Genomic DNA, 13,875 nt, shown 5'->3' on the forward strand with positions numbered 1-13,875 from the left:
ATGTCAAATTTCTATTATTACCAATTCTTTTTTTATTTTTGAGTCCATCAATAGAACTTTTTTTATATTTTCTTAACCATTCAAAGATTGTAGACATTGCAACATCAAGCTTTTCAGAAATTTCTCGCGTTGTTACCCCTTGAAGTTTTAAAATCATTGCTTTTAGTCTAACTTCTTCTTTTTTATTGTTTGTATTTTTTCTGGCTTTTTCAAGCTCATAAATTTCTTTTTTTGTTTTTTCATCTATTATCTTTTTCATATTCTTATTATACGCTTTTAATTAGGTTTTAGTATAAGAGTCTATGTCTATTATATCATCAAATAAGTCTTTATTTTCTTCTATCATCCCCCTATTTCCAAACACACTTATATTATCTTGGTCAAAAATATATTTAAAATCATCTTTTAAAGCCTTTATATCAGAGATACTAGCATTTTTTATATCATCAAGCTTTTCTTCTATTTCTTTTATATCAACTTCTTGAATATATCTTATAAAGTCTGTTGAACCTTTTTCACTTAAAGACTTTGGCTTAAGATATGAACCCATTTTTGAGATTTTTTGATTAGTAAAGTCTCTTTGGTCAAGGTTCAAGTTTTCTAGAATTTCTGGGATTTTTTTGTAATTATCTATGGTTTTTTCTATATTAGGATCCCTATATGAGTAAGCTCCTATATTTCCATACTTATCAATCATAATTCCTGCACCATATGCTCCACCTTTGGCACGGATTAAATCATGGAGATATGGATTTGATAGGATTTGGCATGCAAAAGTTATATGATTTAATTTCTTTTGATCATTTTCTTTAAGTCTTGCTCCAATAGAAACATAGTTTACGTTGGCATCAGACTTTATGGCTTCTTTAAAATATTTATCATTAAAATCTATTTCTAAATCATTATAAGTTTTATCTTTAAATCCCTTAAACTTGTCATCAATAAGATTTTTTGAAAGCTCATAATCCTTATCATCTGATGTGATATTTAAAATATAATCCTTTGTGATAGCTTTTTTATATACAGATTCAAGCTTTTTTCTAAAAGTGTCAAAACTATTATTTGATAAATTTTCTATATCTTTTAAGAAGTAATAGTGGCCTATACCACTTAAGTTTTCTTTTATATAAGAAAGCTTATCAAAGTGAGCAAAGTTTCTGGTAAGGGCAAGCATATGTCCTGAATCATACATAGTCATTTCAAAAGAAGCCTTAATTTGCTTTATTAAATCTGTAAGTCTTTTTTTATCATCAAAGATTGAATTTTCTAAAATCTCCATAATTATATTAAGGGATGACTCATACCTATCACTAGTTGTCTTAAAATCTACTTTTAAAAGATTTGTAATTTTTCCATCTTTTTTCTTAAGGCTTACTATATTAAGATTAAATCCAGACATATTTATAGGGATTATATCATCTAATTTTTGGTAGGAATAGGATTTTGTATCTATTGATCCTAAATAGTCACTTATAAGACTTAAAATCTTTATTTCTTCAAGATTTAAATGATTTATATCAAAATAGATAGATGTATAAATCATTCCAGCTGTATCATAGGAGTGGTGAATGAATTTACCTTCTATATATCTTGGTATATTTTCGACTTTTGTATCAAGGTCTTCTATATCAAGTTTTGGGATAGTATCTTTTTCTTCTTTAGTGTCAGGTCTATTTTGAAAATCTTCTAAAATTTTTTCTTTTTTCTTAAGTTCTTTTATCCCATTTTCATCTAAACTTTTCTTTAAATTTTTAAGCTCTAAATTGATTTTCTCTTCAATTTTATTAAAGTAGTCTTTTTTAGGCTTTGCTACAAGGATAAGCTTGGTCTTGTTATTTAAGAAATATTTATTAAGAAATTTTTCATAATAGTCAGTTTCTATTAAATCACCTAGTTCATTTATAATGTCAATTAATTCAAGTGTTTCAAATATTTCATTATCAAGATTATGCATTAAGATATATTCAATTCCCTTGCTAGCTGAATTTATTTGATCTCTTTGAGAAAAGTCAAAAAGTGAGTGGGCAGCTTTTAGAGAGTCTTTTGGAATCTCCTTACTATAAGATTTAAGCTCTTCTTCGATTATTGCTATAAACTTATCCAGTTTTTTATCGCTTGCCCCTTGGGCTGTAATTTGGATATATGAACGAGAGCCATATCCCAATCTTGCATAAAAAGCTTCTGGCTCAATTTCATTGTAGATTCTTTGGCTTATTCTTGAAGAATCAGAATTGATAAGGGCAATTGATAAAATTCCATTTGTAAGACTTTCTTTTATATTAGAGGACTCATTTGTAAGGAACGAATAGGTAAGGTATGACTTGTTAGGATCTTCCTTATTTGATTGGAAATCCTCATAAATAACCTTATCATAGGAATTTTCTTTAACACTTAAATCCACATCAATTTTCTTATATTCATATTTTGATAAGTATTCCTCATCTAGATTTTTTAAATATTTATCTATATCCATATCCCCATAGTAGAAAATATTGGAATTTGTTGGATGGTAAAATCTCTTATAGTAGTCTACAAACTCATCATATGTAAGCTTTGCAATATCATAAGGATTACCACCAGAGATATACTCATAACAGGAGTCTTTATAAAGGTATTTATTGATGTGGTTTACAATAATTGTATCAGGATTTGTCATAGCTCCTTTCATTTCATTATAAACCACGCCCGATACTTCAAGTTCTCTATCTTCATTAAACCTATAATTTCTTCCTTCTTGTAAAAATATTTCTTCTTTTTCTAATACCCTTGGATTAAATACTGCATCAAGGTAGACATCTTGAAGGTTAAAAAAGTCTTTCTCATTCTCGCTTGCTACAGGATAGACTGTTTTATCTGGAAAAGTCATAGCATTTAGGAAAGTTTGAAGACTTGAAGCTATCATATCCATAAAAGGTTCTTTAGTTCTATATTTTTTGGATCCATTTAAGACTGAATGCTCTAAGATATGGGATATTCCTTTAGAGCTTTCAGGAGGGGTCTTAAAGCTTATAGCGAAAGTCTTGTTCTTATCATCTGTCTTTATATAATTAATCTTAGCCTTGGTTTTCTTGTGTTCGTAAAGGTAGACATCAAGGCCAAGTTTTTCGTATTTTTTATTTTTTAATAATGTGTATTTTTCCATTGATTAACCCTTTCTTTATATTAATATGACTATACTCTCTTTTATATTTTATCTCATTAATAAGTGCTTTTTATATATCTTTAAAAATTATAGAAAAATTTAGCTTGCTAAGGTTTAAGCATATGGTGTAAACTGATAATGATATATCAATTAAAAGGAGGTATAAGATGATAGGTATTATACTAGCAAGTCATGGAGAATTTGCCGAAGGTATAAGACAATCAGGTGAGATGATTTTTGGTGAGCAAGAAAAGCTTGAAACAGCAGTACTTTTGCCATCTATGGGTCCAGATGATCTAAGGGCTGAGCTTGAAGAAAAAATCAAAAGGCTTGATTGCGAGGAAATTATTTTCTTAGTTGACCTATGGGGTGGAACACCATTTAATCAAGTTTCAGCCTTATTAAATGGTCACGAAGAAAACTGGGCCATACTAACAGGTCTTAATTTACCAATGCTTATAGAAGCCTTAGGCTCAAGACTTATGGAAGAAAAATCCCATGATCTTGCAAAAGTTTTACTAGAACCTGCCAAGGAAGGAGTAAGGACAAAGCCTGAAAGTTTGATGGATGACTATAATAATAAAAATATTTCATCAGAGAAACCAAGCAAAGATTCTGCTATAAGTCAAGGCTCAATTCCTGAAGGGACTGTATTAGGAGATGGAAAAATCAATATAGTTCTTGCAAGAATTGATACAAGACTTCTTCATGGTCAAGTTGCTACAAGTTGGACAAAATCTACAAATCCTGACAGGATTATTGTTGTAAGTGATAATGTAAGCAAAGATAATCTTCGTAAGTCTATGATTATGGAGGCAGCTCCTCCAGGAGTTAAGGCGCACGTTGTTCCAATTTGGAAAATGGCTGAAATATTTAAGGATACTCGATTTGGCAAAACTAGGGCAATGCTTTTATTTGAAAACCCAGAAGATGCTCTAGAGCTTATAGAAAAAGGGATTGATCTTAAGGAATTAAACCTAGGTTCTATGTCACATTCTCAAGGAAAGGCCTATGTTACAAGTACAGTTTCTATGGGCAAAGAAGATGTAAAAACCTTTGAAAAACTTCTAGATTTAGGTGTAAATATAGACGTTAGAAAGGTTCCATCAGACCAAAGAGATAATTTTACTAATATTATGAGAAAAGCAAAATCAGAACTTGGTTTGGCTTAAGGAGGAATTATGTCAACAATTACAGTTATTTTAATTGTTATAGTTGCCCTACTTGCAGGTATGGAAGGAATACTCGATCAGTTTCAGTTCCATCAACCAATAGTAGCTTGTACTTTGATTGGACTTGTAAGTGGACACTTAAAAGAAGGGATTATGCTTGGAGGAGCCCTTCAAATGATAGCCCTAGGATGGGCAAATGTAGGAGCGGCAGTTGCACCAGATGCAGCACTAGCTTCAGTAGCAAGTGCTATAATTATGGTTATAGCCCTACAAGATGGGACAGGAAATGTAAACAATGCTATAAATACATCTATAGCTATAGCAGTTCCACTTTCAGTAGCAGGATTATTCTTAACAATGATAGCAAGAACACTTGCTATTCCTATAGTTCACGGAATGGATTCAGCAGCAGAAAAAGGAAACTTTAGAAAGATTGAAATACTTCAAATATTAGCTATCCTAATGCAAGGTTTAAGAATAGCTATACCAGCTTTTGCCCTTTGCTTTGTATCTCCAAAGGTTGTTACGTCAGTATTAAATTCTATGCCTGATTGGCTAAATCATGGTATGGAAGTTGGTGGAGGTATGGTTGCAGCAGTAGGTTATGCCATGGTAATAAATATGATGAGCACTAAGGAAACCTGGCCATTTTTTGCCATTGGTTTTGTATTTGCAGCAATACCACAACTTACCTTAATAGGACTTGGTGTTATAGGCTTTGCCATAGCTCTAATTTATTTGAAACTTAAAGAATCATCTTCATCAAATGGAGCCTCTTCAAATACAGGAGACCCACTTGGTGATATTATCAATGATTATTAGGAGGAAATATGACTGAAGCAAATGAAAAAAGAATACAATTATCAAGATCTGATAGAATAAAGGTATTTAACCGTCATCAATTTCTTCAAGGATCTTGGAACTACGAACGTATGCAAAATGGTGGTTGGTGCTATTCTATAATTCCAGCTATTAAGAAACTATACAAAAGTCCAGAAGATAGAAAAGCTGCTCTAAAAAGACACATGGAGTTTTATAATACTCATCCATACCTATCAAGTCCAGTTATGGGAGTAACTCTTGCTATGGAAGAAGAAAGGGCAAATGGAGCAGCCATAGAAGATAAGACTATAAACTCTGTAAAGGTTGGTATGATGGGACCTTTAGCAGGAGTTGGAGATCCTGTATTTTGGTTTACAGCAAGGCCTATTATAGGAGCTTTGGGAGCAAGCTTTGCCTTATCAGGTTCAGCTCTTGGACCACTTATCTTTTTTGTGGTATGGAATATCATAAGAATGGTATTCGAATGGAAGACTCAAGAATTTGGTTATAAGGTAGGAAATGAAATAACAAAAGACCTTTCTGGTGGACTTTTGGGCAAAATTAATTTAGTTGCCTCAATTGTAGGTATGTTTATAGTAGGAGCTTTGGTACAAAGATGGGTGAATGTAACATTTACAGTAAATGTATCAGAAGTAAGCCAACAAGCAGGCTCCTTTATAGATTGGAACTCAATCTCACAAGGTACTGAAGGAATAAAAGAAGCTTTGAAACTCTACTCTTCGCTTGGATCAGATGGACTTGAGCAAGTTAAGGTTACAACCTTACAAGAGAACCTAAATTCACTCATACCAGGGCTTGTACCAGTGCTTTTAACCCTAGGTATATGTAAGCTTTTAAAGAAAAATGTATCACCAATTACTATAATAGTTGCTCTATTTATAATAGGAATTGTTTCAAGCTTTTTTGGAATAATGTAGATGGTAGAAAGTAAAAATAAAAGTGTTGATTTGACCATTAAGGGAAGATTTCTTAATGGTCTAACATCAGATGGTAATATCATGGTAGGTGATAAGGCCTTTGAATATTATAATGAAAAAAATATAAAAGATTATATTCAAATCCCATATAAAGAAATTTCTTATATAAGTGCAAGTGTGATTTTCAAGAAAAAAATCACTCGTTTTGCAATCCACACCAGAAGCAGTGGATACTTTATCTTTACTACTACAGATAATAAAAAGACCTTGAGAGCAATAAATAAATACTTAGACTCAGACAAATTAAGAAGGTCTCTATCATTTTTTGAAGTTATAAAAAGAGGAATAAAAAATTTAATAAATAAAAGAGAAACTGTTGTAAAATAATGAATTTTTATCTTTGTATTATTACAAGTTACTCATAGATGATTTGAACACAAACTTACTGTTTGTCGATTTTAAGTTATTGTAGAGGAACTTGTAATAATTTTGCAAAGATTAATTATTATGCAGCAGTCTTTTTTTATTAGGATTATTATTTAAATGGCAATACTTCAAGTGGTTTTTTGCAAAAACATTTGCAAAGCTCTATATTATGAAAATAAATGAAAATATATTAGTAAATTTTAGGAAAATGGGTATAAATTATTTAGAAGACTAAAAAATGTTTTCATCGACAAAACGGAGGTTATTTTATTATGAAAGACTATAAAACAAACAAATTAAGAAATTTGAGCTTGGTTGGCCATTCAGGGGCCGGAAAGACCAGCCTAACAGAGGCTTTGCTTTTATCTACAAAGGCAATTAAGAGGGCTGGTAAGGTAAGTGAAGGAAACACAGTTTCTGACTATGAAAAACAAGAAATCAAAAGAGGTATTTCTATTCAAACTTCGATAATACCTGTTGAGTATGGAGATTATAAAGTTAATTTTATAGATGCTCCTGGGTTTTTTGACTTTGAGGGAGAAGTTTTAAATGCTCTTAGAGCAAGTGAATCTAGTTTGTTTGTAATAGATGGAGAAAATGGAATAGAAGTAGGAACAGAAAAATATTGGAAATATACAGAAAATATTTCTCTACCAAGAATTATCTTTGTAAATAAGTTAGACAAAGAAAATGCTAACTTTAACAAAGTAGTAAGTGACCTACACATTGAATTTTCGAAAAAAATAATCCCACTAACCTTGACCCTTGGTGAGGGTGAAGAATTTGAAGGTTTAATCGATGTTATAGATAAAAAGGCTTTCAAATACACTAATGGTGTAGCTGAAGAAGTTGAAATTCCAGAATTAAGGAAAGAAGAAGTAGATACTGTTTATGAAGAAATCCTTGAAGTTGTAGCAGAAAGTGATGATACTCTTATGGATAAGTATTTCTCAGGAGAGAAATTCACTAAAGAGGAGTTCAAAGAAGGATTTAGAAAAGCAATAATAGATGGTAGTGCAGTTCCTCTTTTAGCTGGAAGTGTCGAAAAATCTATAGGTCTTGATCTTTTGCTTGATATTATCACAAGATTTATGCCATCTCCTGACCATGCTGATGCAAATATAGGTTTTAGAGTTAAAGATGGATATGAAGGATTTGAAGTCAGTGAAGATAGTCCTTTTTCAGCTGTAGTATTTAAGACGATAGCAGATCCATTTTTAGGTAAGATTTCAATATTTAAGGTCCTATCAGGTATAATAAATAAGGATGATAATTTCTATAATATCAGCAAAGAAAAGGAAGCAAAAGCGTCAAATATTTTCTTCTTAAGAGGAAAAGAACAAATTAAAACAGATAAGGTTATAGCAGGAGATATAGGAGCATTTTCAAAACAAGAAAGTTTACAAACTGGGGATAGTTTATGTACTAAGGATAATCCTATAGAATATAAGAAGATAAAATATCCAACACCTGTCCTATCTTATGCAATAGAGGCCGAAAGTAAAAATGACGAAGATAAGATTTCGTCTGCTCTTAAAAAATTAGCAGAAGAAGATCCAACCTTTATAGATGAAAGAAATGCAGAAACACATCAAGAAGTCTTATCAGGACTTGGTAATGTGCAACTTGAAGTTTTAATGGATAAATTAAGAGATAACTATTCAGTAAATACCAAGGTAGTAGAACTTAAGATTCCTTATAGAGAAACTATAAAAGGTAAATCTGATGTTCAAGGAAAGCACAAAAAACAATCTGGTGGAGCTGGACAATATGGAGATGTATTTATAAGATTTGAACCATGTGATGAAGAGTTTGTCTTTGAAGAAGAAGTATTTGGTGGAGCAGTTCCTAAAAACTATTTTCCAGCTGTAGAAAAAGGGCTTTTGGAGTCAATGGACGAAGGTCCTCTAGCAGGTTATAAGGTAGTTGGAATTAAGGCGACTTTATATGATGGATCTTACCACCCAGTTGATTCTAATGAACAAGCCTTTAAATCAGCTGCAAGAATTGCTTTTAAAAAAGGGATTGAAGAGGCAAAACCTATTATTCTTGAACCTATAATGAAACTTGAAATCAAAGTTGATGAACAATATATGGGTGATGTTATGGGAGATATGAATAAAAGACGTGGTAGGATATTAGGTATGCAATCACAAGAAGATGGTAGCCAAGTAATTTCTGCCTTAGCACCACAAAGTGAAGTTTTGACCTATTCAATTGACTTAAGGTCAATGACTCAAGCTCGTGGCTCATTTTCAATGGAGTTTGAAAAATATGAAGAAGTTCCAAAGGAATTGACTGATAAGATAATAGAAAAGAGCAAAGAGGAAAAATAAAAATAATATTATAGAAAAAGAGGCAAAGAAAATGAAGGACTGGAAGATTTTGGAGATAGATCCTTGGATTAAGGATTATAAAAGTGATATAGATCTTAGGATGGAAGAATTTAAAAAGCAAAAGTCAAAACTTTTAAAAAAGGGAGAGAAACTTAAGGACTTTGCTAATGCCCATAACTATTATGGAATCCACAAAACAAGAACTGGTTGGGTTTACAGAGAATGGGCCCCAAATGCTAAGGGACTTTATTTGATTGGAGACTTCAATAATTGGGATAGGCATTCTCATCCTTTAGAAAAAATAAATAATGAAGATTGGGAAATAAATATAAAGGGAATTAGAACCATTCCTCATAAGTCAAGAATTAAGGTTATGATTGACTATGGGGATAGGACTCAAGATAGGATTCCTTTATATGCAAGAAGGGTTGAAAGAGATGAGAATCTAGATTTTTCTGCAGTGGTTTTAAATCCTAGAAAGAAATTTGAATGGACAGATGAGAAATTTAAGACTAAAAAGGATAATCTTTTAATCTATGAAACCCACATAGGTATGGCTCAAGAAAAAGAAGGCATAGGTACTTACAAAGAGTTTGAGAAAAACATACTCCCAAGAATAAAAGACGAAGGATATAATACAGTACAATTTATGGCCATAGCAGAGCATCCATACTATGGATCTTTTGGCTATCAAGTTTCAAACTTCTTTTCACCATCTTCTTGGTATGGTGAAAATGATGAATTAAAATCTCTAATAAATAAGGCTCATGAAATGGGTCTTAACGTAATAATGGATTTAGTTCATTCTCATGCTGTTAAAAACACTAATGAAGGTATAAATGAGTTTGATGGAACAGACTACCAATTCTTCCACAAAGGTGAAGAAGGTAATCACCCTGATTGGGATTCTAAATTGTTTGACTATGCTAAACCTGGAGTTTGCCACTTTTTACTATCAAATATAAAATATTGGCTTGAAGAATATCACTTCGATGGTTTTAGATTTGATGGTGTTACATCAATGATTTATAAAAATCATGGAAGAGGAGTAAGCTTTGATAATTACTCAAAGTACTTTTCTATGAATACAGATATAGAGGCTATAAATTACTTGCAAATGGCCAATGAGCTTATAAGAGAGATAAAAAAAGATGCTATAACCATAGCCGAAGATATGTCAGCTATGCCAGGGATGTGTCTTCCTATTAAATATGGTGGCATAGGCTTTGATTATAGATTATCAATGGGAATGCCGGATTTTTGGGAAAAAACTCTCTCAATACGAGATGAAGATTGGGATATGGGCAAGATGTGGTATGAGTTATCAACCTACAGACCAGAAGAAAAAAGAATAGCCTATGTAGAAAGCCATGACCAAGCCTTAGTAGGTTCAAAAACTACTATTTTTAGACTTGCAGATTCTGCAATGTATTGGGAGATGGAAAAAGATAAACACTCTATAGTAATTGACAGAGCCATAGCTCTTCATAAGATGATAAGGTGGATTACCATATCTATGGGAGCTGATGCTTATCTTAATTTTATGGGCAATGAATTTGGTCATCCTGAATGGATTGATTTTCCAAGAGAGGGAAACAATTACTCCTACCACTATGCAAGAAGGTTGTGGTCTTTGGCTGATAATGGATTATTAAAATATGAATGGCTTTTAAATTGGGATAAGAGAATGCTTGAAAATATCAAGGATAATAATCAATTAGGAAATGATATATTTAGATTATGGCTTGATAATGATAGAAAAGTTATAGCCTATAGAAATAATGACTTGGTCTACATTTTTAACTTCCACCCACAAAACTCTTATGATTCATTTCAAGTTCCAATCCACGATAAGGGAGAGTTTAAGGTGGTTCTAGATACAGATGATATAGAATTTGGAGGACTTGGAAGGATTTCTAAAGACTATGTATATGAGTCTAAGAATCTTGAACATACTGATTATGATGGAATTGAAATATATCTACCATCAAGAACAGCCCTTGCCTTAAAGAAGGTAAAATAATGAAAGTAACAATAGTTGGAGATTCCTTTTCTAAGGGATACTTAATCAACAACTCTTATGCCCGCCTTTTATCAAAGGCGGGTTTTAGTGTTTTAAATATATCAAAAAATGGAGCGACAAGTTCAGACTGCTTTAAGATGTTCAAAGAAAGAAGAGAATATGAATCAGATGTTTTAATTGTTTTTGTTGGTGTCAATGACTTTTATCAGGGGATAAGTGCGAAATTTGCATATAATAATGTCAAAAGTATATTAGAATTAAGTCTAGCTAAGAAAAAAATTTTAATTCTTCCTCCTTTTATAGAAGAGGAAACTTGCTTTAGTACATATGAAACCATAAATAATAAGATTGATTCTTATGATGAAAGCTTGAAAGAGCTTGGCGACTATCATATAGATGGTAGGAATATTCCTGGAAGATATCTAGATGGACTTCATATGGCTGAGGATTTTCATGAAAATCTTAGCAAAGAAATTATTAAAATATTAAAAGAGGTAGAGGATGCTAAAAAAAACACTAGAAAAATTCATAGAAAATGAGATAATCCTTGATATAGTTTCTATCTTAATAGTTATAATAGTGGCTAAAATATTTTTAGCTATTTTAAGTTCAATAATACAAAAGACCTTAGATTCTAAAAAAAGAATCTCCGTTTTGAATTCAAATAAATTTGAAACCCTATCAAAATCTTTGCATTCATTTGCAAGATTTGTGGTTATATTCTTTGCAATAACTATGATTTTAAACATAATAGGAATAAATACAAGGTCAATTTTAGCAACTGCTGGTATAGGAGGTATTGCAATAGCTTTCGGTGCCCAAAGCATAGTTCAAGATTTTATTAAAGGCATGTTTATAATTTTGGATGATACAATAAGAGTTGGAGATTGGGTCAAGGTAGCTGGAATTGAAGGAGAAGTTGAAAGTGTTGAACTTAGAAATACAAAAATCAGAGATTATGATGGCTCATTACATGTCATACCAAATTCTCAAATATCTAGTGTAAAAAACTATAATAGAGGATTTCAAAAAGCTGATGCTTATTTTAATGTCTCATATGATACAAAAATTGATGAGGTAATGGATTTAATAAATACAGTATCTCAAAAGCTTTTAAGCGATAAGGAATATAAGAACTATTTTATAAAAAAACTTCAGTTTTTTGAAATAAATGAATTTTCGGAACTTTCTTATAGGATAAGGGTAACTAGCACAGTTAAGGCGGGAAGCCAATGGATGGTGGCTAGAAAAATAAGACTTCTCCTAAAAGAAGAGATTGAAAAGAGAAATGTTAAAGCATCTGAACTTGATATTAAAAGTGGAGATTAATATGAAAAAATATAAGTTAAATGATATAGTAAGCCTAAAAAAAGGTCACCCATGTGGAGAAAATAAGTGGAAAATTGAAAGAATGGGTGCTGATATGAAACTTAGGTGTTTAGGTTGTGATAAGATAGTATGGATGAAACGAATTGACTTTGATAAGAAGATTAGAAAAATCAAGGATAAAAATGATAAATTTGTTTCAATAGTAAATTACAACCCAGAAGAAGATTAGGTGATAAGAATTAATGATAAATAATAAGATAAAAGAATATTTACTTGATGAAATCAATAAAGACTTTAAAAAATATAAAAAAGATTATAAAAAACTATTAGATAATAGGAAATCCTACGGAGCAACTTACAAAGAAGAAGTAATACCAACCTTGTATGATGCTTACTTTTATAGTGACGAGGATTTTAATAGATATAAGAAAATGATTGATATCTTAATGTCTATAGTAGAAAAAGTCACCAAAGAATATGTAAGAAATGAAGAATATAGAAAGTTATTTTCCCTAGATTCCTTAAGTGAGAAACTTATATTAAAAGATCCAGGTTATGACATATCAACACCGATAGCAAGGTTTGACGTGATGTATGATGATCGTGATGAGTATAAATTTTGTGAACTAAACACAGATGGGTCTTCTGCAATGCTTGAAGATAAGTCCTTACAAAATTTAATAAAAGATAGCGAAATTTATAAGAAACTTTTAGAAAAATACAAAATAAGCTATTCTGACTTACTCCAAACTTTAGTAGATTCTATAGAAAGTTTATATAAATCTATAAAGGGAGATAGAAAGATAAATATCGCAATAGTAGATATAGTAGAATTTGATAATATTGAATTTAGAACTATAAGGGATTTATTTATAAAAAAGGGTCATAATTGTAAAATAGCTAATCTCAAAGACTTAAAAAGAAAAGATGGTGGTCTATATATTGATGATATGAAAATCGACCTAGTATATAGAAGGCTTGTAACAAGCGATCTTATAGAAAATAAGGAGATAGGAAAGGACTTCATAGACTCCTACTTAAATGATGAGATTGTCACAATAGGTTCATTTAGGTCAACACTTTTTTATACCAAAGATATATTTAGAATACTAAGACTTGAGCAAACAAAGAAAATTCTAACAAACGAAGAAAATCTTTTTATAGAAAAACATATACCTTTTACAGAAAAACTAATATACGAAAGAGACAAAGAAAAACTACTTGAAAATAAAGATAAGTATATATTAAAGCCAATTCAAGGTTACGCATCTCATGGGATTTATGTAGGTAAAGAAGAGGATAAAGAAAACTTTGAAAAAATCTTAACCAGTATAAAGAATAAAAACTATATTTACCAAGAATATTATGAGGTAGAACCACTAAAATTCATAGAAGTAAAAGAAGATAGGGCGATAATTACAGACTTTTCATTTGTGACAGGATTGTTTGCCTATAATAAAAAATTTATAGGACCATATATGAGAATAGGAAATGCTGCTTTAATTAGCTCACTTAGGGACTACTATGTGGTAAGTTCTATGAATGTAAAAGAAAATAAATAAATATTTGACAAAACAAAATAAAAATAATATACTAATATAGCTATCAAAAAGATAGCTATATTTTATTGATATTAAAAGCCAAATTGCGAAAAGAAAAAAGCAAAGAAGCGAAAGAGCAAGTCAAA

Annotated in this window: 12 protein-coding genes; 10 read left to right on the forward strand and 2 right to left on the reverse strand. The window is 31.0% G+C overall.

What is annotated here, in order from left to right; all coding sequences use genetic code 11:
* The coding region (locus HV819_RS11165) for a helix-turn-helix domain-containing protein (protein WP_176270253.1) at nucleotides 1-259 on the reverse strand (259 nt) is incomplete at its 3' end.
* 21 nt (nucleotides 260-280) lie between these two features.
* Entirely contained in the window at nucleotides 281-3,142 is a 2,862-nt protein-coding gene (locus HV819_RS11170) for an insulinase family protein (protein WP_176270254.1), read from the reverse strand.
* 167 nt (nucleotides 3,143-3,309) lie between these two features.
* On the opposite strand from HV819_RS11170, the gene HV819_RS11175 reads away from it, so the two are divergent.
* The 10 genes from HV819_RS11175 to HV819_RS11220 all read left to right on the forward strand — a co-directional run bounded on the left by HV819_RS11175 (nucleotide 3,310) and on the right by HV819_RS11220 (nucleotide 13,750).
* Nucleotides 3,310-4,314: a PTS sugar transporter subunit IIB gene (locus HV819_RS11175; protein ID WP_176270255.1), complete on the forward strand. Its 1,005-nt coding sequence runs from the start codon at nucleotides 3,310-3,312 to the stop codon at nucleotides 4,312-4,314.
* 9 nt (nucleotides 4,315-4,323) lie between these two features.
* The gene (locus HV819_RS11180; RefSeq protein ID WP_154541835.1) at nucleotides 4,324-5,136 is read left to right on the forward strand and encodes a PTS mannose/fructose/sorbose transporter subunit IIC; all 813 of its coding nucleotides are present in this window, start codon (nucleotides 4,324-4,326) and stop codon (nucleotides 5,134-5,136) included.
* 8 nt (nucleotides 5,137-5,144) lie between these two features.
* Nucleotides 5,145-6,074, forward strand: coding sequence for a PTS system mannose/fructose/sorbose family transporter subunit IID (locus tag HV819_RS11185; protein ID WP_176270256.1), 930 nt, complete (start codon nucleotides 5,145-5,147; stop codon nucleotides 6,072-6,074).
* On the forward strand, nucleotides 6,075-6,461 hold the full coding sequence (locus HV819_RS11190; RefSeq protein WP_154541831.1) for a DUF956 family protein: 387 nt from the start codon (nucleotides 6,075-6,077) through the stop codon (nucleotides 6,459-6,461).
* 311 nt (nucleotides 6,462-6,772) lie between these two features.
* A complete protein-coding gene (gene fusA / locus HV819_RS11195; protein ID WP_176270257.1) occupies nucleotides 6,773-8,836 on the forward strand; it encodes an elongation factor G in 2,064 nt (687 codons plus the stop codon).
* 31 nt (nucleotides 8,837-8,867) lie between these two features.
* Nucleotides 8,868-10,859, forward strand: a complete 1,992-nt coding sequence (locus HV819_RS11200; RefSeq protein WP_154541827.1) for an alpha-amylase family glycosyl hydrolase — start codon at nucleotides 8,868-8,870, stop codon at nucleotides 10,857-10,859.
* On the forward strand, nucleotides 10,859-11,398 hold the full coding sequence (locus tag HV819_RS11205; RefSeq protein ID WP_176270258.1) for an SGNH/GDSL hydrolase family protein: 540 nt from the start codon (nucleotides 10,859-10,861) through the stop codon (nucleotides 11,396-11,398). The genes HV819_RS11200 and HV819_RS11205 overlap by 1 nt, the downstream gene beginning before the upstream one ends.
* Nucleotides 11,361-12,188 carry a mechanosensitive ion channel family protein gene (locus tag HV819_RS11210; RefSeq protein ID WP_154541823.1) on the forward strand — a complete coding sequence of 276 codons (828 nt, stop codon included), beginning with the start codon at nucleotides 11,361-11,363 and terminating at the stop codon, nucleotides 12,186-12,188. The genes HV819_RS11205 and HV819_RS11210 overlap by 38 nt, the downstream gene beginning before the upstream one ends.
* 1 nt (nucleotide 12,189) lies before the next feature.
* A complete protein-coding gene (locus HV819_RS11215; protein ID WP_176270259.1) occupies nucleotides 12,190-12,417 on the forward strand; it encodes a DUF951 domain-containing protein in 228 nt (75 codons plus the stop codon).
* Nucleotides 12,418-12,430: 13 nt separating this feature from the next.
* On the forward strand, nucleotides 12,431-13,750 hold the full coding sequence (locus tag HV819_RS11220; protein ID WP_176270260.1) for a glutathionylspermidine synthase family protein: 1,320 nt from the start codon (nucleotides 12,431-12,433) through the stop codon (nucleotides 13,748-13,750).
* Nucleotides 13,751-13,875: the final 125 nt, after the last annotated feature.

The organism is Anaerococcus faecalis (assembly GCF_013371425.1).
In the GTDB taxonomy this organism is placed as follows: domain Bacteria; phylum Bacillota; class Clostridia; order Tissierellales; family Peptoniphilaceae; genus Anaerococcus; species Anaerococcus porci.